The following is a 22,575-nucleotide window of genomic DNA, read 5'->3' as shown; positions in this document are numbered from 1 at the left end:
TATGATTTTAAGTAGTACGGTTTGCGATTATAGTAGCAGTTCGTCTATATTTCTTTTTGCTATAAGCCACATATGAAAAGACTCAAATTGAATCAATGAACTTAGTTGCTATGTTTATTATGTTAATACCTGAGTATAAACTCCCTCTAAATAAATTATTAAAAAAAGATAAACTAATTCCTAAAAAATTTGCATATTTATAAAAAACAATCGCTAGCTTGCTGTATTGTTCTTTCAAACACTTGGTTCCAGTAGAATAACAATCATGATGCCTACGAGTAATCAAAAAATACATTGTAAGGAGGAAGGAAAGTAGTTAACAATAATGTAATTCCTAATAGAGTTAATCGATTATATTGCAAAATTTTTGAACTATACTGTAGGGGAAATGAAAATCTTATAAAATTTGATTCCTATAGGAAGGGGATGGCCATGTTTGATTCAACAGATTTTAAGATTATACAATTGCTACAAGAAAACGCTAGAATGAATTGGAAGGAAATTGGAGAAGTAGTACATTTGACTGGCCAGGCTGTTAGGAAACGAATTAATAAATTAGAAGAGGCAGGGGTCATTCAAAAATATACGATAGACATAGATAGGGCTAAGCTGGAAGGATCTATTATGACATTTGTTACGCTATTTTTGCATGCACCACATTATCACAATCAAATTCAAAGTTTCTTTGAAAAAACAGACGTAATTACTGAAATGTACCGCATAAGTGGCGATGGGTGTTATATCATGATTCTTCATACATCTTCGCACCAACAATTAGAGGAGACGCTTGCAGATGTTTTACATTATGGTGATTATCGTATAAATACTGTCATTAAGACAATTGAAAAAAAGAAAGAATAAGAGATTTATCCTTTCTTTTTTTGATATGGAACTGTAATCCTTTATTTGTTTTTGTTTGCAAAACAGCTTGCTGACATGACTTTTGCGTAAATATCACCAAACTCTAATGCACTCATGAACGATTGATGAGCATGTACTGCTGGAATTAGGTTTCCTTGGAATTCTAAATCTTTTGTTGTACAAGCATCTTCAATTACAACACATTGAAATCCTAAATCACTGGCAGCGCGTACTGTTGCATCAATACATACATGAGTCATCATACCGCAAATGACTAGTTGGTCTATTTTCTCTTCTTTTAATATTTGTAATAAATTTGTTCTTAAAAAACTGTTAGGGTGATGTTTTTGTATGACTCTTTCAGTAGCAATCGGTTGTACGTCATCATGAATTTGAGCCCCTACTGTCTCGGGTAAGAAGAAAGTAGTCCCTTCATTGTTCGCAATATGTTGTACGTGAATAACTGTTTTATGTTTTTCGCGAAACACTTTCAATACTTCCTTCGCTTTTTGTACGGCTTTTTCAGGCTGATGTAATTCCATATTGCCGCCTTCAAAGTAATCATTTTGTATGTCGACTAATAGTAACGCTTCGTTCATAGTAAATCCCTCCACACTTATTTATACAGCATGTTATTTGTACTGTACCGTTATTATATAAAGTGCAAGTATGTGGAAGTAATAACGTCATGAAACGATTTTGACGTATTTAGTTTCATGGTGTAAAAAGTAAAAATTGGTATGGTAACAATAATCAAAAAGAGAAATATGAATATTATCTTTTTAATCCACTATTAAATTCATTTAATTCTCCTTTTTATAATTAAGTGTATAAATACTTTACTCTTTCCAAAACTGTTCCAGTAGAATGACAATCATAGTACCTACGAGTAATCCATTACTTAAAACATATTGTAAGGAAGAAGGAATTCCGCTAAATGCACTTTCTGGAAGAAACATTATTCCCAAACTGATTAATAATGAAATTCCTAATATAGTTAATCGGCGTTGATTTAATTCTTCACGTAAAATCGATTGAAATGAAATTCCTATCATCTGGACAAATGTTGCTAAAAGTGTAGCGTTAGCAATAGGGCCTGGTAGCAAGGATATAAAGCTTACAATTAAGGGAATAAAAGAAATTCCTGCTAATATGAGACTTGCTATAAGGAATGACTTCTCTTTTCTTTGTCCTGTTAGTTGAATAAATCCTGCTGATGCAGGTAATGGTACAATTCCAATTGTAGAGAACAACGACGAGATAATATGTGATATACCTCCGGCCCACACGCCACGGTTCAGTGTTTGCTTTTCATTTTCTTTAGATAACGGAGCCACTTGTTTTACAGCCGAAATAGCAGCAATCGTATTTGCAACTAAAAGGAATGTAAATAAAGTTGCAGTTAGAGTCATTCCAATATCGAATCTAGGTGTGCCCCAAGCAAATATCTCTGGTAACTTAACTAACGGTGTGTGTGAAGGCATATGAGATGATTTTCTTAATAAAGCATACAAAAGCCAACCACATGAAATGCCAAGTAACACAGCGTAACTTTTCATCCATCCTTTCCCTTTAATTGATAAGAAGGTAATCATGGCAAAAACAAAGAGTGCAATAGTAGCTGTTGTATAATCAGGATGAGTTGCAGACCCTTGTAATCCCATCATTCCTTTTAGTAACACACCACTAAGCTGAAGAGCTAAGATTAAAAGAAAAGTCCCTGTAACCAAAGGGGTAAATAAACGTAGAATTCGATGAACAAGCCCTGTTATACCAAGAACGAAGAGTAATATACCCGCAATAATTAATCCACCTTCTAAAAGTTGTAATACATCTTTTGCACTTTGTCCCTGATGCATAGCTACTTGTCCCAGTATGACAAATATACTTACCCATGAACCGGCTGGACCATCCGCAATGGGATAGCGATGCCCAAACCATGCTTGTATAAATGAGCTTACTCCCACGACTAAAAAAGTTCGTTGCATTAATGTTGAGATATCTTCTATTGATAAATGGAATATGCCACCGATAATGATAGGCAATGCAATTGCATTTGCTAATAAAAACACAAACCACTGTAGAATACTAAAGCCCGTCTCAAAATATTTTTTATTCATATTATTCTCCTTTGCCGAAAAAGAATCTCATAGTAAAAATCCATCCTTTTTATACAGTTAGATTAAAAAGGATGGATTTTTTAGGTCTATAAAATTATTTTAATTATATAGATGGATATTTAATTAATTACCATGTACGGAATGGCAAGAATTTCCCGTTAAGTGTAATCACGATACGAGGGTCGCCACCTTTTGGATCTTCTTGTGTGTCCACACCTAGATTGAAGTTAATTGCACTCATTACACCTTCGCCAGCTTTTTCTAGGATTAATTCTCTAAGAGTTGGTGCGTATTGTAACATCATTTCATATAATCGATATAAGATTGGGTCAGTAGGAGGCATTTGCATTACTTGACCTCTAAGTGGAACTACTGTTAATGCTTGAACTACTTCTTCATCTAATTCTAATAGTTTACCGATTTTTTCTGCTTCTGAACGTGTCATTGTAGCTTGTCCTAATAACGCTGTTACAACCCAAGTCTCAGAGTTTTCGCTTACTTTTGAAATTTCTTCCCATGTTAAACTTTTTTTAATTTTTGCTTCCATAATTTTTTGCGTAGCTTCTTGTCTATTCATATCTAATAACTTCCTTCCATTTAAGTAATAATTAATTTTTCATACTATTTAATGCTGTATATCCATCAACTACTAAATCTAATTTACCTGTGTGAGGATCAATAACTAAACCATGTACAGGAACATCTTTTGGAATAAGCGGATGATTTCTTACTAAATCAACATTAGCTTGAGTTGAATTGTTGACATCATCGAATCCAAATAACCATTTTTCAAGGTCAACACCAGCGTATTCAATAGCTGATAAAATTTCTGGTGAAGCTACTCCACGATCTAATATTTTTTGAAGTGTTCCTTTTGGATTAGTTTGACTCGCACCACATCTATGGTGTCCGATAAGGAAGATTTCATCTGCATTTAAATCATATACTGATGCTACAACACTTTGCATAACGCTATCGAAAGGAGAAGCAATTTTACCACCTGCATTTCTGATAACTTTTGCATCACCATCGTGTATATCTAAAGCTTTTGGAAGTAGCTCAATTAAACGAGCATCCATGCAAGAAACAACAACCATACGTTTTTTAGGCATTTTTGTCGCTTCACGAGGAGCGTATTCCTTATTTTCTACAAATTGTTCATTGAACGATAGAATTTCTTGTAATAACATATTTGTAACCTCCTTTAAATCTAGATGTATTTTTTTGTTGCGTCCTCTGTGTTATAAGTAAATATAACTGATAAACAATGCGATGTAAGAGGATAAACTAAGTATAGTGAATTGTATCGATAAGCAGAATAAGCTGGCGAAACACTTTCTGGCTTTCTACTTTCACGGTGAAAGGATTGGTTTATATCATTGATCAAACAGATTTTGAGATACTGAAATTATTAGGAGAAAACTCAAGAATACAATGGAAAGAACTTGGTCAGAAAATACATATGACGGGGCAGGCTGTAGGAAATCGAATTCGAAGATTAGAGGATTTAGGGATTATTGAACAATATACAATCGCAATAAACCGAATCAAATTAGGACAAATAGTGACTGCATTTGTTACTTTGTTTGTAACAACAGCTAATCATCAAGAGTTTATGAATTTCTTTCAAGGAGAAGAAGGGATTTCTGAAGTGCATCGTATAAGTGGTGAGGGATGTTATTTATTAAAAACACATTTTGCTTCTAATGAAGAATTGGATAACTTTCTGGGGCGACTATTAAAGTATGGGAATTATCGTGTTAACCTATCAATAGGGAAGTTAAAATAAACTTTCTGCAAGTTTATGGTTCTTTTTGCTTGTGGCTAAGACATGGTTCGAAAAATAAAAGGAGTATCTCTTATTAAATAAGAGATACTCCTTTTATTTGTTTTTAATAATTATTTATTATTTTACACCTAATTTTTCTTTTATTTTTGCTGGTATATCTGTTTTCTTTACGTCCTCTTGTTTAATGTAAAGGCGTAAGACTGCATTTTCTTTCGTTTTTTCATTATTTGCTTTTGACTAGTGAAGGGAACTTTTTTAACATCAAAAACCCCTGCGCTGTATACAACAGGGATTCTATTATTACTTATCTGACCGTATGATCCTATTTCATTTTATAGCTTATTTAGAAGAATCATGTACAGGTTTTGATTTAGTGTCCTCAGGCATTTCAAAGGTTTGATTATGGTTAGATTTCACATCTTCGTTAGGAATTGCTGGCACTGCGTCTTCAGGTGAATTATGGATGGGTGAAGAAGTTGTTGTTCCATCTACACTTGTTGTAACTGACATTGATTGATTTTGACCAATTTCTGTACCTTTTTCCATCTTTTTTGCGGATTCTTTTTCACTTTTATTTGTTTGTCTCCATTCTATTTTTTTATTCGATTCTAGTTTGTTCGTTTTCACATCTTCTGTACCTACTGCACCACCTGCTAATAATCCTGTACTTAAAAGTGTTCCTGCTAATAATGTTTTAAACATTTTTCATTACCTCCTTGTTTAAGATTACATTTAGCATAAAGCAAGTATCTGGAGTTTATTTGGAGTTCATCTGGATTTTATGTAAGTTTTGCATGTAGGGGGCACCATATCCAAAAAAGAAAATTGTACGCTTGGACACAAAGTAGCCGATTCCCTGTACGTTAAGGAACCGGCTACTTACTATACTACCTTTTTATGATTATGAAATTAAAAAAGGTAGAGTTGAAATCATGTATGAAATAAACGTAAGTAACACAAGGAAGAATATAAGCATGGTATTGAATACATCTCGTTTTATTCTTTTTTTCATTTGAAATTACTTTATTTTTTCAATTTGGTAGGATCGAATTGAAGCTGACCTTTCCAAGAACCAGATACTTTTCCAATCCTGCTTATATTTACATCTAATGTAAGTGGTTGTTTAAAAGAATCTTTCCCTTCAGGACCTTCGATAAATGTAATGACACCTTCTGGTCTATCCTTAAAACGAATACCTATATGCTTTAATTCTTCACCGGATGCTTTTAGTTCGAATGGTCCACCACTTGCTCCTTGAATAAATGCTAATTGTCCGAAGTACTCATTTTTCTTATACACTGGGTTGTTTTCTTGTTGTCCATTTACTTTGCCGTCATCTTCAAGTTGTAACCCCTTTGTATCAAATTCAAACGGTACTACACTTCCATTCTCTTTTTCAATTTTGTAATGAACGGATATACGTGAATCCGCCACATATAATTCTTTTAAATTTACCGTAACACCTTGATCTGTAATTTTTTCATCAAGCGGAATAAATTGACCATTTTCAACGTCTCTTCCTTCGTATATAATCGTATCATTTGAAATTGCATTGGAAAAATAGGAGGCAACATTCGTAGCTGCCACTCGCACTTGTGGAACCATGGCTGTTGTAAAAATCCCCGCTACCGCTACTGCTATATACATGAAACGTTTTGATTTTTTATTCATATTTGTAAATAATCCCTTCTTCTGTTCAGGTTTTTGATTGATATAAGAAACATCTTCAAATTTTGCGCGACTTTCAAATGCTTTCCACGCTTGGTCTACATCAATTTTGATTTCTTTTGATGAATGTACTGTTTCTTCTTCTAACATGACATTTTCCCAGTGATTTAATTTACTAATTTCTAGTAATAAGTCTTGGCATGCGTTACACGTATCTAAATGTTTTGTGAATTCTTTTCTTGTCTCATAAGGTAATTCCCCATCCATATATGCTTGAATAAATCCCACATCATAACAATTCATTTATTACGCCTCCTCTAACTGTTTATAAATCTTACGAAACTTTTGTTTGGCTCGGACTAATAATGTTCCAATAGAAGATATGTCAATTTGAAGCACTTCTGCAATTTCCTTATATTGAAAGTCAGAAAACCTCATTAATAAAATGGTTCGATCCCGTTCATCCATGTTACTGAGTACCATTTGTACCTTTGTAATTTCTTCTTGTCTAATCCAGTCATCATCTAATGATGAAATATGTTGTACTTCATGATATTGTATGGTTTTATCTACTCTCGCCTGATGTCGTTTTTCAGATTGTAGATATTTATACGCTACATAAGTAGAAGATTTTATTAGCCATCCAGGTAAGTGTTCAATTCTCTTCCAATCGTTGCGATATAGCTGTAAAAAGACTTCTTGGGCTAATTCTTCAGCGATAGTCTGATTTTTGACAATCCATACGATCTGTTTCACAACGTAAACATAGTTTTGTTTAAACAAATCTTCAAATGTCACATCCGAAAAAGGCCTGTCTTCCTTTTTTATTTTTAACATGTCAGTTAAAACCTCACTCTCATTTGATGCCTGTATTATAGAGAACCCGGAATAACGAGTTTTGTGACAAAATTTTTTATTTTTTATTATGTATGAAAAAAACATCCATCTTTCAATCAGATGAATGCAAAAATTAAAATCATTTTGGTTTCTTAGATTATTTGTGGAGTTTAAACCAAAAAACAAAGGCCGAAAATATGATTTAACCCCTCTGCAATTATAATTTTGCTATAATGAGTACGTATTAATATGAAGGGGAGTTTTAAAAGAGAATGAAATCATTTAATATCGATCATTTTATTGCGAGTGTTTTACAATGGATATTAAATATAGCTCTAATTATATTATCCATTGTTTTATCTATCTTTTTAATTAATGAGACAATCACGTTTATTCAATACATATTTTCGGCGAAGAAGTATACATCTTATAAATTAGTTGAAAGTATCATTGTCTACTTCTTATACTTTGAGTTCATCGCATTAATTATTAAGTATTTCAAATCGAATTATCATTTTCCGTTACGTTATTTTATTTATATCGGGATTACGGCTTTAATTCGATTGATTATTGTATCTCATGAGGAACCAATGGAGACGCTATTATATGCGGGATCCATTCTTGTTTTAGTCATTGCTTTATACATATCAAATATGAGAGATTTGAGAAAAGAGTAGTAGTGCAGACATCAATTTGCACTGCTTTTTCGTCTTGACCTTCAAGTTACTTGAAGGTTTACAATGTAAATAGGGCGTTTGAAATCGAAAAAAATTGAGAAATTAAGTGAAGAGGTTATTTTACTTGGAGGTTATAGAAATGAGTCAGGAATTAAAGTTACGTCCTTTAGAACGGGAAGATTTAAAGTTCGTGCATGAACTTAATAATAACGCGCATATTATGTCTTATTGGTTTGAAGAGCCGTATGAAGCTTTTGTAGAACTACAGGATTTATATGATAAACATATCCACGATCAAAGTGAACGCCGTTTTATCCTGGAGAAAGATAATGAGATGGTTGGATTAGTCGAGTTAGTGGAAATCGATTATATTCATCGAAGAACTGAATTCCAGATTATTATTGATCCGAATTATCAAGGACACGGTTATGCAGCGGAAGCAACACGTTTAGCGATGGATTACGCTTTTTCTGTATTAAATATGCATAAACTCTATTTAGTTGTTGATAAAGAAAATGAAAAGGCTGTACATGTTTATAAAAAGGTTGGATTTATGGTGGAAGGTGAGTTACAAGACGAATTTTTCGTTGATGGTAACTACCATAATGCGATAAGAATGTGTATGTTCCAAAAGGCGTATTTTGGATCGAAATAATTGATTGAAGAGGCTATAGACAATGTTTTGTCTATAGCCTCTTTACGTCTGGGTTTCATAAAAATCAACAATTATTTATTGTAAAACAATAAATAATTGTTGATTTTTAATGCCGTTGGATTTATTATGATGGTAGTAAGAATAGTGAAAAGGAATACAAAAAAATAATTATGAGATTGAAGGAGAATATATTATGAAAAATAAATATTTATTAGCGGCTAGTCCGATATTTTTAGGAGTGTTATGTATAATTATGTTTAATATAATTGGTTCGGAAGTGAAGCCGGATGGAACTTTAGTGGAACCATTTTTCTTAATTCCATTAGCTTATTTATTTGTTTTTACTGGAATTATTGCGATTTTATTCATGGCTATTTTCTCGATGCTTCGAAAAAAGAAAGCATGGTAAAGTGAAAAGACCGTATATTTACGGTCTTTTTGCTTTAGTATGGAGTAGGAAGCGGGGATCCTGGTGGTCTCCACCAAGATTCAACGGTTTTCCAAGCGGTATTATAATCGTAACCTCTTCCAAGTAAGTAGCCGATAGCGACAGCTTCGGTTAATGCGTGTTGATAGCCGAGATGAGCAGCTTCACGTAATCCGTGAGAAACAGCAGGACCAATTATAGCGATTGTTTGGTGTTTTAGTGGATTTTGGGGATGCCAATGTTGATCTCGATAATAGTTATCTTGAGTAAAAGGCTGTTGTTCGTAGAAACTCATATTCTCACTCCTTTTCATATATTTGTGGGCATTTATATACTCTATGAAGGTGTTTTATGTATGGGTTGGGCTAAAAACATGTTTTATGTAAATTTAAAACACTTGCATCGTATGTAAACATAACATGTAAAAGGAATTCATTCTGTATAAAAAGCGAGCTGAAGAATGATGAATCATTATTTTCACACTGGAAGACAAGTAGGGGCAGCTATTACGCTGGCCGGGGCACAGATGACAATTCAGGCAGTGCATCAGGCCATTCAAATGCAACAACAAGCACAAGTAGCGCAAATGATGCAGAGTCAGTATATGTCGCATTCGCAGCTTCCTGTGCAAAGTATACATTATGATGTGTATCCAGCTGGTTTATTTTCAATTCCATATGGCGGAGCATACTTTTTTATGAAAGAAAGCGATCGGTAAAAGAGTCGCTTTTTTTATATTCCACCTAACTTCATCCCAAGGAATGCGAAGAGGATACCAATCATATAATTCGCGCTTAAATATAGAAATAGTACGCCAAAGTTTTTGCGGTTGAAAAGCTGAACAGACTCTAATTTAAACGTTGAAAATGTAGTGAAGGCGCCCATAAATCCTGTGCCTAATACTAATTGCCAATTTGTAGTTATCCCTTTGCCAATTATATATCCGAGTAAAAATGCACCGGTTATATTAATGAGGAATGTAGCAATCGGAAATGAAGTTTTGTTTCTTTCTTTAAACCAATTACTAATTGCAAATCGTGTAATGGCACCGAAGAATCCTCCTGTTGCTACTAATAAAGCGTTAATCATGATATTTCACCTTCCTCAAGGTGTTTGTTTAGTAAAAAACCTCCAAGTTTATAGCCAAGCCCAGACATAATTAGACCGCCTAGCATACTGCATGATACATATAAAAATGCGATACCAAAATGTGAATGATTGATTAACTGTATAGTTTCTACGCTGAATGTTGAAAATGTCGTAAATGAACCGATAAATCCGGTTCCAATCCCGGTAATAACTTCGGAGGATAAGATGTTTAACCGAGCGATATAGGTGGTCAACAAAGCAAGTAAGAAACAACCAATTAAGTTAATCGTTAATGTAGCGAGTGGTAATGCATGATGCCAAAGAGTATCGATAGTAAAACCTAAATAATAACGGGAAAGAGCTCCTAATATACCGGCTATGCCAACAATAATATATTTCAATTTCTTCACCTCTCTAATAGTTTACTCAAAAAAAATAGACTCCTACCAGTAGTCATACTGGTAGGAGTCATTAGCTAAATAGCAGTTATGGCGAACTCCATCGCCTATAAGTTCTATGTATAGTTTACTAAATATTATTTTGGATTGCCAATAAATATGTTAATGAAAAGTGCGAAAAGTAGGATCTGTATATTCTTTGAAGTTGCAATTTCTCTGTTGTGGATTGTAATTGCCTTACAGTCTTGTCTTCTTAAATGTTATGATTGAATTTCAAGATAATTGCAGTGAGAGATACAATGATTATTTGTTAGCTAAATATAATGATATGAAGTTTTCTTTATGGTAAAATATTTCTTGTGTCTTTAATCTATCTTCATTTAACTGAAAATACAGAAATATGTTATTTTACAAAAAGGGGTCATGTGTTTTGAAGAAAATTTTAAAAATAGTATTAATATTTATTTTAATAGTAGCTGGTATTCTAGGTGGTTTTTTAGCTTATATGACACTTACAAAAGAGCAATCAGCGAATGTTTTAGACGTAAAGGTTGAAAATAATAAAGAGCGTGTGCTGCAGCTAGAAAATGAATTTAAAGTTACAACATTTAATATTGGATACGCTGGATTAGATAAGGACCAAGACTTCTTTATGGACGGTGGAAAAGGCTCTGGTTCGAGTAGCAAGGAGCAAACTGAGATTAATTTGAAAAATATGCTTTCATTTTTACAAAATGAGAATAGCGATTTTGCGTTATTGCAAGAAGTTGATATAAAATCCCACCGATCATTTGATGTAAATGAGCATGAGTTTCTAAAGCGAGGATTATCAGAGTATGCATCTTCGTTTGGAAAGAACTATGATACAAAGTGGGTTCCTGTCCCAGTCACAAAACCGATGGGATATGCTGAGGGAGGATTAAGTACATTTTCTAAATACACAGTTCAAACAGCGAAGAGGTTCCAACTACCAGGAATGGAGCCTTGGCCGAAGCGTTTATTTGATTTAGATCGAGCGATTGTTGAACATAAAATCCCTGTTAATAATGGGAAGTATGTTAGGCTCGTAAACGTACATTTATCTGCTTATGATGAGGGCGGAAAAATTAGAAAGCAACAAGCGGAATATTTAAAAGAATATATGAACAAGTGTTATCAAAATGGTGATTACGTAATATTAGGTGGAGATTGGAACCAGTTACTTTCTAATGTCCAATTAAGTGATCCTAAGTTTGTAAAAGAGCGTCCTGAATGGCTAGTAGAGTTACCAACGGACTTTGCGGATGGAGGATTTCAATGGGCTGTAGATCCATCTGTGATGACGGTAAGGGATGATGTGAAGAAGTATGTGGAAGGTGAAAACTTTGTCACTATTATTGATGGCTTTATCGTTTCGCCGAATGTTGAAATTGTAAATGTACAAGGCAAAGATTTAAAATTTGAAAATAGTGATCACAACCCAGTGAGCGCGGTATTTAAATTGAAGTAATTGATACGTATAAGTGTAGAAAGTGGGGCCTTATAGAATATCTTAAAGGATGTCACATGCGGTTAATTAGCAAGCGGAGTCGTTAAAGAATATTTTAGAAAAACAATTTCACTTAAAAAGAGCACAAATGATGTGCTCTTTTTATACTTGGTAGGAATTTAATTGCTTTTCTCCGCGTTTTCTGCCAAGCTTAAGGAGAAAAATACTTCGAAGAAAGAAATATATAGGTGACGCATATGATTGAAGTTAAGACTTCTGAACTTAGTGATGGAGAATTTAATAGAGGTGTATTTGCAACTCGTGATATTAAAAAGGGTGAGTTGATACACTCAGCACCAGTTATCTCTTATCCGAATGAACAGCATGAACACATTGAGAAAACGTTACTTGCTGACTACGCATTTGAGTATGGGGTAAATCATACGGCATTCCTTTTAGGATACGGCATGTTATTTAATCATTCATATAAGCCGAATGCAACGTATGATATTGTCTTTGAGAATCATACGTTTAACTTCTTTGCTTACAAAGATATAAAAGCGGGAGAAGAGATTCTAATCAATTATAATGGTGAAGTTGATGACGATGAGCTATTATGGTTTGATAAGGAAAAAGAAGAGAACGAAAAATAAATTAAAGAGTATAGAAAGGGCGCATTCTGTGGGATGTGCTCTTTTTTTATTGATGAAAATAAAAAAGATTACAAAAAAATACCATTTTTCTTTCGTATGGTATAGTAAGATATTGAAGGGTATTGCTTTGAAAAACATATATATTTTACAATTTGTTGTCTATATAGTTACATGTCAAGTTTAGTAGCCCATTTGGGTTGCTTTATTATGCAATATATATTTTAATATGAGTGGAACCTCTTATAATTTAAGAGGTTTATAGGTGTGCTTTATGTACACTTTATCCACCACTTGTGCTTTTTATTTGTAGCGCATTGTTATGTGGGGATATTATGGGCCCGTGGATAGCGGGATAAAAAGATTATAGAAATAGAGGAATCGTAAAATGAATATGCAAGAGGTTTATAAATATTTAAGTACAGTATTGCCTGAAGGTCATGTGAAGCAAGATGAAATGTTAAAGAATCATACGCATATTAAAGTGGGCGGGAAAGCAGATGTGTTCGTTGCTCCTACGAATTATGATGAAATTCAAGAAGTTATAAAGTATGCGAATCAATACAATATTCCAGTTACGTTTTTAGGAAACGGATCTAATGTAATTATTAAAGACGGTGGTCTTCGCGGGATTACAGTAAGTTTAATTCATATTACAGGTGTTACTGTAACAGGGACAACGATTGTCGCACAATGTGGTGCAGCGATTATTGATGTGTCACGAATTGCATTGGATCACTGTTTAACAGGACTTGAGTTTGCTTGTGGTATTCCAGGTTCAGTTGGTGGAGCGTTATATATGAATGCTGGTGCATATGGCGGTGAAGTAGCTTATGTATTAACAGAAGCAGTTGTAATGACAGGTGATGGAGAGCTATGCACTTTAACGAAAAATGAATTTGAATTTGGATATCGTAAGAGTGTATTTGCGAACAATCATTACATTATTCTTGAAGCGAAGTTTGAACTTGAAGAAGGTGTGCGTGAAGAAATCAAGGGGAAAATGGATGATTTAACGTTTAAGCGTGAATCAAAACAACCGTTAGAGTATCCTTCATGTGGTAGTGTATTTAAGCGTCCACCAAATAATTTTGCGGGTAAGCTTATTCAAGAATCAGGACTGCAAGGTAAGCGAATTGGCGGAGTGGAAGTTTCTTTAAAACACGCTGGATTTATGGTGAATGTTGATAACGGAACTGCACAAGATTATATTGATTTAATTCATTTTGTACAAACAACTGTTGAAGAAAAATTCGGTGTGAAATTAGAGCGAGAAGTAAGGATTATTGGAGAAGATCTACAGTAACCTTTGAATAAAAAACGTATAAAAGTATGAATTATTTTTGGAAAACATTTAGGTATTATTGACAATTTGTTTTTAATTCAATATAATGGCTAATAATTTAACATATGAAATACGTTGAAAGAGCCTAGTAGCAGTTTGTCACTGTTATCAAAGAGAGCTAGGGGTTGCTGGAACCTAGCACAAACAAACTTGTGAATTACACTCTGGAGTATCTTAGGTAATGCTAAGCGGAATAGCAATCGATATTATTGCTAAGAGTGGTATGAATAGCTATGCTATTTATGCAAACTGGGTGGTAACACGGTGAATAATCGTCCCTATGTCTATCGTAGACATAGGGGCTTTTTTGTTTTTAAAAAAATAAAGGGGATGGCAAGAGATGAATATTATCGATGAATTAGAATGGCGCGGTGCTGTGAATCAACAGACAGATGAAGAAGGATTACGTAAGCTAGTAGAAGAGAAAGAAATTTCGTTATACTGCGGGGTAGACCCGACCGGTGATAGTATGCATATCGGACATTTGATTCCGTTCATGATGATGAAAAGATTTCAATTAGCTGGGCATCATCCTGTTATTTTAATTGGAGGAGCAACAGGAACAATTGGTGATCCGAGTGGACGTCAATCAGAGCGTCAACTACAAACGTTAGAAGTGGTGCAGCATAATGTAGATGCGTTAACAGCACAAATGAAAAAGCTATTTGACTTTGGCGGGAATAGCGAAGTGAAGATGGTAAATAACTATGACTGGACACATAAAATAAACATTATCGAGTTTTTACGTGATTACGGAAAAAACTTTAGCATAAATAGCATGTTAGCGAAGGATATTGTAGCGAGTCGTTTAGATACAGGAATTTCATTTACAGAGTTCACGTACCAAATTTTGCAAGCGATGGACTTCCACCATTTATACAAAGAAGAAGATGTTCAATTGCAAATCGGTGGTAGTGATCAATGGGGAAATATTACGAGTGGTTTAGATTTAATTCGTAAATTAGAAGGTCATGAGGCGAAAGTATTCGGGCTAACAATTCCGTTATTATTAAAATCGGATGGTACGAAATTTGGTAAATCAGCAGGTGGTGCTATTTGGCTTGATCCGGAAAAAACAACACCGTTTGAATTTTACCAGTTCTGGGTGAATACAGATGACCGTGATGTAATTAAATACTTAAAATACTTTACGTTCTTAACGAAAGAGCGAATTGATGAATTAGCTGTGAAAGTAGAAATGGAGCCACATAAACGTGAGGCACAAAAAGTGTTAGCTGAAGAAATGACGAAATTCGTTCATGGAGAAGAAGCATTTTTGCAGGCTGTGAAAATTACATCGGCATTATTTAGCGGAGATATTAAATCGTTAACAGCCGATGAAATTGAACAAGGATTTAAAGAGATGCCAACATTCCAGTCTTCAAAAGAGATGAAAAACATCGTAGAGTGGCTAGTTGATTTAGGAATTGAACCATCTAGACGACAAGCGCGTGAAGATATTAATAATGGGGCTATATCTATGAATGGCGAGAAAGTAACGGATGTGGGTACGGATGTTACGGTCGAAAATTCATTTGATGGAAGATTTATTATCATTCGCAAAGGGAAGAAGAATTACAGCTTAGTGAAATTGGGAGAATAGTTTTTGTGAAAGAGCGGAAGTAGGGAAGATACCTACTTCCGCTCTTTTCATATACACAATTTTGATGAGAAAAAGTCAGTATATTTAGATAATTAAAGAGGGTTATATTATTACTCTGCCGAATAAATAAAGTAGAGAAAATTACGGATAAAAATAGCCCGAACCATGCAGGGCATGATTCGGGCTTGTATTCAGATTAGTAAGCTAAGCTGAATAGACCTTTAATGTGTGATAAGTAACGAACGTTACTTGCTTCTTTCATTAATGATGCTGGTAGACCTTTAAGTGGAGTATTGCTTGCTCCGATTGTAGCAACAGCATCTTTACGTCCTAGACTAGCAAGTGTTCCAGAGTTGATAGGTGCGAACTCTTCGAATGCTTTGCCTTCTAGTGCTGCGTATAAGTTGTATCCAATTAACTCGCCCATTTGCCAAGCAATTTGTGCAGTTGGTGGGTATGGACGACCGTCTGCAGCGAAGACAACAGCGCTGTCTCCAGCAACGAATACGTCTTTGTGAGAAGTAGATTGTAGGTGCGCATCAACTGTTGCACGACCACGGTTTACTTCAAGACCTGATTCACCAATTAATGGGTTACCTTGTACGCCACCTGTCCAAACGAATGTGTTAGCAACGATTTTTTGACCGTCTTTCAAGTCGATTTCATTGCCAGCAACGTTTGTTACAGGAAGACCTGTTAAGAATGTAACACCGCGTGCTTCTAAGCTAGTAGTTGCACGTTCGATTAAGTGGTCTGGTAATACTGGAAGGATTTTTGGACCTGCTTCAACAAGAAGAAGTTTAACTTCTTTTGGATTTACGCCGTGGCTTTTTGCAAGTTTAGGCATAATGTCAGCAAGCTCACCAACTAGCTCAACGCCAGTTAATCCGCCACCACCGATTACGATTGTAGCATCAGCTTCGTTTTTCGTTTTAGCGTATTCACGAATACGGTCTTCAACGTGTTTGTAGATTTTGTTTGCATCAGCAGCAGATTTTAATACCATGCTGTTTTCTTCTAGTCCTGGAATACCGAAGTAAGCAGTTTTACTTCCTAAAGCAACTACAAGTGCATCGTAAGATAGCGTAGTGCCACCAGCTAGTTTGATTTCTTTGCTATCAACTGAGAATGACTCAACTGTTGCAATTTTAAGATCGATGTCTTTGCCTTTGAAAAGCTTTGTAAGTGGCATTGCAATTGCTTGCTCAGCAACGTTACCAGCTGCAAGGCGGTGTAGTTCAGTGATGATTTGGTGTGTTGGGTATTGGTTGATCACTGTAACTTGTGCTTCTGATTTACTGTAGTATTTACGTACGTTTAAAGCGGCAAGAAGACCGCCATAACCAGCGCCTAAGATGACAATTTGTTTTGACATAGTATGTTATCCCCCGTCTTTACTAATTGTTGTTATAAGTAAAATTATTTATTATTACGTTCTGCACTAATTTGAAGGTATGCGTTCACAAAGCGGAACATTTTTTGTGCTTGTGGGTCTTTTAGTAATTTTAATAGACCGAACAGACCGATAACTTCGTTGCTTTCGTCAGCACGATCTTTCGCTTCGATAGCAGTTGCAGCCATGCTTTTTACTGTATCTTTTACAGGTTCTACAAGTTCTTGGATTGCACTAACAGTGTCGTTTTTTAATACTTCATCAGTAGCAACAGTTTGAGCGAAGTCATAAGACTTAGTTAAAATGTTAACAAGCTCAGTTAATTTTGGAAGCTGCGCTACTAGTGTTGTTAATGATTCTTGTACCTCAGGTTTTAACAACTGATCAAGTACATCAAGTTGTCCTTGGCTAGCAGAAATTTGTACAGTTTCTTGTTCTGGCTTTGTTTGAGTCATAGTTTCTGGCATCTCCAATTCTCCTTTACGATAGCAATACTCTTATTTTTTTGGAATTAATATTCCTTATTTAGGTAAGGTAGTGAATGTTATGAAACTTTATACAAAGTTTCACAAAACACAATAAAATGCCTTTAAATTTATGACAGCAAGTAGGCTGAAAACATAAATTTAAAACCATAACGTCTTACCTATTATTTATGAACTGTCCGATACATGGCTTGTCCGCATAATGGAAAGTTCCCTTATCGGAAAGTGTATATAATATATATCCTATATTATATACTATATACACGTATGTTAACATAAAAATGATTCCTAATTATTTGATATTGAGCCCGTAACCTAGTAATGACAAGGTATGAAAGCGCATAAATTATTTTACTTCGATGAGAAGTATACCTATATAATAATAAGAAAAGGAAAAAATAAACAAATTCACGTTCGTTTTTTCCTTTTTTCTTATTGTTCACTCTCTGCGATTAGCATCGATGTGTTACCGCTTTTTTCAAGATGACATTCGCCCCAAGTACAAAGAGAATCAAGAATGGATTCTAAAGACCATCCATAGTCAGTAAGGGAATATTCTACTTTTGGTGGTACTTGATTGTATACCTTTCTTTGAATAACCCCATCCTCTTCTAATTCACGTAATTGCTGTGTTAACATCTTTTGTGTAATACCAGGCATTAAACGTTTTAGTTCACTCGTTCTCTTTGTGCCTTTCGTTAAGTGACAAAGAATAACGACTTTCCATTTGCCACCGATAACCTCTAAAGTCGCCTCAACAGGAATATTATATTTCTTCATATGAAAATCTCCTTTGATGAATGTGAATTTCAGTTCTTCAACAAAAGAAGCTAAATAAGTTAAATGTTACTTTTTAGTGCCTATAGCACTTTAAAGTACGTACTTTTTATCGTGTTGAATATGTTTCATAATAGCATACGTAAGAGGGAAATGAGTAGTACGGTACTAAAAAGTACCTATGTTACTTTTTGGTACCTATCGTACTTTAAAGTGCGTTCTTCAAAAAAAGAGTGAAGCCATTCATAATAGCATTTATGAGCAGTAAAGTTATTTTTGTAGAAGATAAAAAGGCCTTTTTATCGCACTATTATGATTGGATTTCTCGTATTAAGGAGGAGTTCAATTGAATTCATATACAGTATCTTCTTCGGCTGTTCAGACGAATCGAAGAAGTATGTTTGCTTTATTAGCGCTAGCAATTAGTGCGTTTGGAATTGGTACAACCGAGTTTATTAGCGTCGGTTTATTACCATCTATTTCGGAGGATTTACATGTTTCTGTTACAACAGCGGGTTTAACCGTTTCTTTATATGCGTTAGGGGTAGCATTTGGCGCTCCAGTTTTAACGTCGTTAACAGCTAGTATGTCGCGAAAGACGTTATTAATGTGGATTATGATTGTTTTCATTATTGGTAATGGAATTGCAGCGGTAGCAACGAGTTTTACTGTGTTACTTATCGCGAGGGTTGTTTCTGCATTTGCACATGGCGTGTTTATGTCGATTGGCTCAACAATTGCGGCTGCACTTGTACCAGAGAATAAACGTGCTAGCGCAATTGCTTTTATGTTTACTGGTTTAACCGTTGCGACTATTACAGGTGTCCCAATTGGAACATTTATTGGTCAACAATTTGGCTGGAGAGCGTCATTTATGGTGGTTGTGGTCATTGGAATCGTTGCCTTAGTCGCAAACAGCATGCTAATTCCGTCTAACTTAAAAAAGGGTACGTCTGTATCATTTCGTGATCAATTCAAACTCATCACGAACGGAAGACTATTACTTGTCTTCGTCATTACTGCATTAGGGTATGGTGGAACATTCGTAACATTTACGTACTTATCACCGCTATTACAAGAAGTAACAGGGTTTAAATCGAGTACCGTTACAATCATTTTGTTAGTGTACGGGATTGCAATTGCGATTGGAAATATGATTGGCGGGAAGTTATCGAATCATAATCCAATTCGTTCATTATTTTATATGTTCTTTATTCAAGCGATTGTATTATTCGTACTAACATTTACAGCACCATTTCAAGTAGCGGGGCTTATCACAATTATTTTTATGGGGCTATTCGCGTTTATGAATGTTCCAGGACTACAAGTATATGTCGTTATTTTGGCGGAACGATTCGTACCGAACGCTGTCGATGTGGCATCAGCAATGAATATTGCAGCATTTAACGCAGGAATTGCTCTTGGTGCTTATTTGGGCGGTATTGTAACGAACTCGTTAGGGTTAATTCATACAGCTTGGGTAGGCGGCATTATGGTAGTAGGCGCTGTTATCTTAACAGCTTGGAGTATGAGCTTAGAAAAAAGAGATCAAGCAAAATAAAGGAGAGAAAAATATAATGAAAAATTTACAAAGTAAAACAGTATTGCATAACGGTGTAGAAATGCCTTGGTTCGGTTTAGGTGTATTTAAAGTAGAAGATGGGCCAGAACTTGTAGAGGCTGTAAAAGCAGCCATTAAAGAAGGATACCGCAGTATTGATACGGCTGCGATTTATGGAAATGAAAAAGCAGTTGGAGAAGGCATTCGCGCTGGTATAAAAGAAGCAGGGATTTCTCGAGAAGATTTATTCATTACTTCAAAAGTGTGGAACGCAGATCAAGGATATGAAACGACACTTGCTGCATATGAAGAGAGCTTAAAAAAATTAGAACTAGATTATTTAGATTTATATCTTGTTCATTGGCCTGTTGAAGGAAAATATAAAGATTCGTGGAGAGCGTTAGAAACAATTTATAAAGAAGGGCGCGCGCGTGCAATTGGCGTAAGTAACTTCCAAATCCATCATCTGAAGGATGTAATGGAAGGTGCGGAAATTAAGCCGATGATTAACCAAGTAGAGTATCACCCGCGTTTAACGCAGAAAGAACTACAAGCTTTCTGTAAAGAACAAGGAATCCAAATGGAAGCATGGTCACCACTTATGCAAGGGCAATTATTAGATAACGAAACTTTACAAGAAGTTGCTGATAAGTACGGTAAAACAACAGCACAAATCATTTTACGTTGGGATCTTCAAAATGAAGTTGTAACAATTCCGAAATCAACGAAAGAGCAGCGCATTATTGCAAATGCTGATATATTTAACTTCGAATTAACGAAAGAAGACATGGAAAAGATTGATGCTTTAAATGAAAACCACCGCGTCGGTCCAGATCCTGATAACTTTGATTTTTAAGTTCAAAGTAGGTAAAAGAGTGCAAAAAGTTTGCACTCTTTTTTATTTTGTCTATGCATAAAAAACGTTTCTAACTAAATAATAAACAGTATTAAATTTGTTATTATATAAGGGGTTGTAGACATGAATATAAAACGATCGTTCAAACTAATGGCCGCTTTTTTGAGTGTTTTATTTGTATTTGCGAACTTATTATTCCCACTTCAAAAGGCATCCGCAGAAGTTATGGATCACACGAAGTATCAAATGGATTGGAGTTATAGTAAGTCAAAGAAAAAACCAATTCGAACAGAGCTTATTAAAACAGCAGATGGCAAAATTGCTTTTTGCTTAAATGTAGATCTGAAATCTCCGAGTGGCCAAGATTTACCTGAAATGGGTAAAGTAGATATTAACGTATACCGTGTACTATTAAACGGGTATCCACAGAAGAGCCCACAAGAATTAGGTGTTTCCGATTGGAGAGATGCACATTACGCAACACAGCTTGCGGTGTGGAATGCGTTAAAACAAATTGATATTAACGATTTAGATTTCCGTAATAAAAATGTAGAAAAAGTAACGAAAGATATTGTGGCAAAAGCAAACGCTAGTGAAGAATTACAAGAAATTACGATGAGTGTAACACCTTCAGAAGAACAAGAAGCAGTATTGAAAGATGAGTTTTTTGAAACTGGTTTATATACAGTGCAAACAAACGCTAAAAGCGGAACTTATAAAGTACAAGCAACAGGCGCACCAGAAGGCGCGAAGTTCGTAAATGAAAAAGGTGAAGCGAAAACTGAATTTAATGTGGGAGAGAAATTCCGCATTTTAATTCCGAAACAAACACCAGCGGGTGGATTTAGCTTTAAAGTATCAGGAAATTTAACGAAATTACAAGGAATTGCGCATAAAGGAACGCCAACGATTCAAAATGCAGTTGTGTTACTTGAGCGTAGTGAAGAAAAAACAAGTCCAGAGTTAGCGGTAAGTTGGAAAAAAGCAAATGGTCATGATAATAAACCAAATAAACCCTATACACCAAATGAACCACATAAACCGAATCAATATAACAGATGATGAAAAAAGCTCGTAAACACTATGTTTACGAGCTTTTTTATTACTCAGCTTCAGAAACTACTGTGAAGCGTTCGTTTAAGTGTTTTGGAGTTTCGATTTCATCAAGTGCTGCAACTGCGAAGTCTTCGTAACTTACGTAGCTATCACCTTTTGAGTTAATAAGAAGGTTGTCTTTGCCAGCTTGGTAAGAGCCAGTACGTTTTCCTAATGCGAATAGTGCAGAAGGGCTGATGAATGTCCAAGTAATATCATTTGTTTGTTGTAAGATTTCTAAGTTTTTACCTTGGTTTTGAGCAGTTGCAAGATATTCATTTGGGAAACCTGGTGTATCAAATACACGTGTTGTTTTCTCTTCGTCTACAAATAAGCTACCAGCGCCGCCAACAACAAGTAATTTCGTGTTAGGTGCACCTTTCATAGCTTCAATCAGTACATTTCCTGCATCTACGTGAAGATGTTCTTGTCCTGCTGGAGCGCCGAATGCATTTACAACTACATCGAATGCTCCTAGGTCGTTAGATGTAAGAGCGAATACATCCTTCTCTAAAACCTTTACATTTTCTTCTGTAATTTTTGCAGCGCTTCTTACGATTGCAGTTACTTCATGTCCACGATCTAATGCTTCTTTTAAAATGCGACTTCCAGCTTTTCCACTTGCTCCGATAATTCCAATTTTCATAATGATTCCCTCCAAGTTTCTTTATTAAAGTGTATATCTAAAAATAAATAAATTTAGTGTAATTAGGTTTGTTACAACTAGGTGTAATCATTATAGTTACAGGTGTGCATTTTTGTCAATGGTGTTGTCTATGAAATTATTTTTTTGTTTTAGTATGTGCAGTTAGTGAAAGGTA

General features: G+C 35.0%; 27 protein-coding genes, 1 riboswitch and 1 other annotated feature. Of the genes, 13 read left to right on the top strand and 14 right to left on the bottom strand.

Translation table 11 applies throughout. The annotated features are described in order from the left end of the window. Positions 1–426: 426 nt before the first annotated feature. A complete protein-coding gene (locus CQZ94_RS12095) occupies positions 427–861 on the top strand; it encodes an Lrp/AsnC family transcriptional regulator (RefSeq protein ID WP_219845213.1) in 435 nt (144 codons plus the stop codon). A gap of 41 nt (positions 862–902) precedes the next feature. Here the strand turns inward: CQZ94_RS12095 and CQZ94_RS12090 are convergent, their stop codons facing one another. The 4 genes from CQZ94_RS12090 to CQZ94_RS12075 form a co-directional block, all read right to left on the bottom strand. Beyond that, positions 903–1,460: a cysteine hydrolase family protein gene (locus tag CQZ94_RS12090; RefSeq protein ID WP_105585583.1), complete on the bottom strand. Its 558-nt coding sequence runs from the start codon at positions 1,458–1,460 to the stop codon at positions 903–905. 240 nt (positions 1,461–1,700) lie between these two features. Then, a complete protein-coding gene (locus CQZ94_RS12085) occupies positions 1,701–2,981 on the bottom strand; it encodes a purine/pyrimidine permease (RefSeq protein ID WP_105585582.1) in 1,281 nt (426 codons plus the stop codon). Positions 2,982–3,108: 127 nt separating this feature from the next. Continuing rightward, positions 3,109–3,558, bottom strand: a complete 450-nt coding sequence (gene cynS, locus CQZ94_RS12080; RefSeq protein WP_105585581.1) for a cyanase — start codon at positions 3,556–3,558, stop codon at positions 3,109–3,111. A gap of 31 nt (positions 3,559–3,589) precedes the next feature. Next, a complete protein-coding gene (locus CQZ94_RS12075; protein WP_105585580.1) occupies positions 3,590–4,171 on the bottom strand; it encodes a beta-class carbonic anhydrase in 582 nt (193 codons plus the stop codon). Between the two features lie 167 nt (positions 4,172–4,338). Here CQZ94_RS12075 and CQZ94_RS12070 point away from each other — a divergent pair, with 167 nt between their 5' ends. Then, the gene (locus CQZ94_RS12070) at positions 4,339–4,770 is read left to right on the top strand and encodes an Lrp/AsnC family transcriptional regulator (RefSeq protein ID WP_002068214.1); all 432 of its coding nucleotides are present in this window, start codon (positions 4,339–4,341) and stop codon (positions 4,768–4,770) included. Between the two features lie 339 nt (positions 4,771–5,109). On the opposite strand, the gene CQZ94_RS12060 is transcribed toward CQZ94_RS12070, so the two are convergent. From CQZ94_RS12060 to CQZ94_RS12050, 3 genes are all read right to left on the bottom strand, one after another. Further along, a complete protein-coding gene (locus CQZ94_RS12060) occupies positions 5,110–5,472 on the bottom strand; it encodes a hypothetical protein (RefSeq protein ID WP_105585579.1) in 363 nt (120 codons plus the stop codon). A 321-nt stretch (positions 5,473–5,793) separates the two neighbouring features. Then, positions 5,794–6,741, bottom strand: a complete 948-nt coding sequence (locus CQZ94_RS12055) for a DUF4179 domain-containing protein (protein ID WP_105585578.1) — start codon at positions 6,739–6,741, stop codon at positions 5,794–5,796. Positions 6,742–6,744: 3 nt separating this feature from the next. After that, entirely contained in the window at positions 6,745–7,275 is a 531-nt protein-coding gene (locus CQZ94_RS12050; protein ID WP_105585683.1) for an RNA polymerase sigma factor SigX, read from the bottom strand. Positions 7,276–7,547: 272 nt separating this feature from the next. Here CQZ94_RS12050 and psiE point away from each other — a divergent pair, with 272 nt between their 5' ends. The 3 genes from psiE (at position 7,548) to CQZ94_RS12035 (ending at position 9,016) form a co-directional block, all read left to right on the top strand. Next, positions 7,548–7,952: a phosphate-starvation-inducible protein PsiE gene (psiE, locus tag CQZ94_RS12045; protein ID WP_098268296.1), complete on the top strand. Its 405-nt coding sequence runs from the start codon at positions 7,548–7,550 to the stop codon at positions 7,950–7,952. A gap of 139 nt (positions 7,953–8,091) precedes the next feature. Continuing rightward, positions 8,092–8,607 carry a spermidine N1-acetyltransferase gene (gene speG / locus CQZ94_RS12040; protein ID WP_105585577.1) on the top strand — a complete coding sequence of 172 codons (516 nt, stop codon included), beginning with the start codon at positions 8,092–8,094 and terminating at the stop codon, positions 8,605–8,607. 193 nt (positions 8,608–8,800) lie between these two features. Continuing rightward, on the top strand, positions 8,801–9,016 hold the full coding sequence (locus tag CQZ94_RS12035; RefSeq protein WP_105585576.1) for a DUF3955 domain-containing protein: 216 nt from the start codon (positions 8,801–8,803) through the stop codon (positions 9,014–9,016). 34 nt (positions 9,017–9,050) lie between these two features. Here the strand turns inward: CQZ94_RS12035 and CQZ94_RS12030 are convergent, their stop codons facing one another. Beyond that, positions 9,051–9,329, bottom strand: coding sequence for a hypothetical protein (locus tag CQZ94_RS12030; protein ID WP_002144954.1), 279 nt, complete (start codon positions 9,327–9,329; stop codon positions 9,051–9,053). Between the two features lie 165 nt (positions 9,330–9,494). Here CQZ94_RS12030 and CQZ94_RS12025 point away from each other — a divergent pair, with 165 nt between their 5' ends. Beyond that, positions 9,495–9,752, top strand: coding sequence for a DUF3947 family protein (locus CQZ94_RS12025; protein WP_105585575.1), 258 nt, complete (start codon positions 9,495–9,497; stop codon positions 9,750–9,752). Between the two features lie 14 nt (positions 9,753–9,766). On the opposite strand, the gene crcB (CQZ94_RS12020) is transcribed toward CQZ94_RS12025, so the two are convergent. Together crcB (CQZ94_RS12020) and crcB (CQZ94_RS12015) are read right to left on the bottom strand one after the other, a co-directional pair. Next, positions 9,767–10,123: a fluoride efflux transporter CrcB gene (gene crcB, locus CQZ94_RS12020; RefSeq protein ID WP_105585574.1), complete on the bottom strand. Its 357-nt coding sequence runs from the start codon at positions 10,121–10,123 to the stop codon at positions 9,767–9,769. Beyond that, on the bottom strand, positions 10,120–10,524 hold the full coding sequence (gene crcB / locus CQZ94_RS12015) for a fluoride efflux transporter CrcB (protein ID WP_142395818.1): 405 nt from the start codon (positions 10,522–10,524) through the stop codon (positions 10,120–10,122). The genes crcB (CQZ94_RS12020) and crcB (CQZ94_RS12015) overlap by 4 nt, the downstream gene beginning before the upstream one ends. 54 nt (positions 10,525–10,578) lie before the next feature. Then, a riboswitch (Fluoride riboswitch) is annotated at positions 10,579–10,638 on the bottom strand. A 313-nt stretch (positions 10,639–10,951) separates the two neighbouring features. Between crcB (CQZ94_RS12015) and CQZ94_RS12010 the strand changes: the two genes are divergently transcribed. From CQZ94_RS12010 to tyrS, 4 genes are all read left to right on the top strand, one after another. Continuing rightward, positions 10,952–12,010: an endonuclease/exonuclease/phosphatase family protein gene (locus CQZ94_RS12010; RefSeq protein ID WP_105585572.1), complete on the top strand. Its 1,059-nt coding sequence runs from the start codon at positions 10,952–10,954 to the stop codon at positions 12,008–12,010. A 236-nt stretch (positions 12,011–12,246) separates the two neighbouring features. Then, positions 12,247–12,642, top strand: coding sequence for an SET domain-containing protein (locus tag CQZ94_RS12005; RefSeq protein ID WP_000573656.1), 396 nt, complete (start codon positions 12,247–12,249; stop codon positions 12,640–12,642). A 385-nt stretch (positions 12,643–13,027) separates the two neighbouring features. Further along, positions 13,028–13,945, top strand: a complete 918-nt coding sequence (gene murB, locus CQZ94_RS12000) for a UDP-N-acetylmuramate dehydrogenase (protein WP_105585571.1) — start codon at positions 13,028–13,030, stop codon at positions 13,943–13,945. Positions 13,946–14,050: 105 nt separating this feature from the next. Then, positions 14,051–14,267 (top strand) — a binding site (T-box leader). A 57-nt stretch (positions 14,268–14,324) separates the two neighbouring features. After that, positions 14,325–15,587 (top strand): tyrosine--tRNA ligase, encoded by a 1,263-nt coding sequence (gene tyrS / locus CQZ94_RS11995; RefSeq protein WP_105585570.1) that lies wholly within the window; start codon positions 14,325–14,327, stop codon positions 15,585–15,587. A gap of 196 nt (positions 15,588–15,783) precedes the next feature. On the opposite strand, the gene CQZ94_RS11990 is transcribed toward tyrS, so the two are convergent. From CQZ94_RS11990 to CQZ94_RS11980, 3 genes are all read right to left on the bottom strand, one after another. After that, the gene (locus CQZ94_RS11990) at positions 15,784–16,962 is read right to left on the bottom strand and encodes an NAD(P)/FAD-dependent oxidoreductase (protein ID WP_105585569.1); all 1,179 of its coding nucleotides are present in this window, start codon (positions 16,960–16,962) and stop codon (positions 15,784–15,786) included. Positions 16,963–17,006: 44 nt separating this feature from the next. After that, positions 17,007–17,447 carry a DUF1641 domain-containing protein gene (locus CQZ94_RS11985; RefSeq protein WP_105585568.1) on the bottom strand — a complete coding sequence of 147 codons (441 nt, stop codon included), beginning with the start codon at positions 17,445–17,447 and terminating at the stop codon, positions 17,007–17,009. A 450-nt stretch (positions 17,448–17,897) separates the two neighbouring features. Then, on the bottom strand, positions 17,898–18,245 hold the full coding sequence (locus tag CQZ94_RS11980; RefSeq protein ID WP_105585567.1) for a winged helix-turn-helix transcriptional regulator: 348 nt from the start codon (positions 18,243–18,245) through the stop codon (positions 17,898–17,900). 394 nt (positions 18,246–18,639) lie between these two features. On the opposite strand from CQZ94_RS11980, the gene CQZ94_RS11975 reads away from it, so the two are divergent. The 3 genes from CQZ94_RS11975 (at position 18,640) to CQZ94_RS11965 (ending at position 21,721) form a co-directional block, all read left to right on the top strand. Then, positions 18,640–19,803, top strand: a complete 1,164-nt coding sequence (locus CQZ94_RS11975) for an MFS transporter (protein WP_181149489.1) — start codon at positions 18,640–18,642, stop codon at positions 19,801–19,803. Between the two features lie 16 nt (positions 19,804–19,819). Then, positions 19,820–20,659, top strand: a complete 840-nt coding sequence (locus CQZ94_RS11970) for an aldo/keto reductase (protein ID WP_105585565.1) — start codon at positions 19,820–19,822, stop codon at positions 20,657–20,659. Positions 20,660–20,782: 123 nt separating this feature from the next. Beyond that, complete coding sequence (locus CQZ94_RS11965; protein ID WP_105585564.1) at positions 20,783–21,721, top strand: thioester domain-containing protein; 939 nt, start codon at positions 20,783–20,785, stop codon at positions 21,719–21,721. Between the two features lie 40 nt (positions 21,722–21,761). Here CQZ94_RS11965 and CQZ94_RS11960 read toward each other — a convergent pair whose 3' ends face one another. Next, entirely contained in the window at positions 21,762–22,400 is a 639-nt protein-coding gene (locus CQZ94_RS11960) for an NAD(P)-dependent oxidoreductase (protein WP_105585563.1), read from the bottom strand. Between the last annotated feature and the right edge of the window lie 175 nt (positions 22,401–22,575).

Origin of the sequence: Bacillus sp. MYb209, from assembly GCF_002975175.1 — a bacterium.
In the GTDB taxonomy this organism is placed as follows: domain Bacteria; phylum Bacillota; class Bacilli; order Bacillales; family Bacillaceae_G; genus Bacillus_A.
Note: the sequence above shows the minus strand (reverse complement) of the source record. Positions and strands in the feature narration are given on the sequence as shown.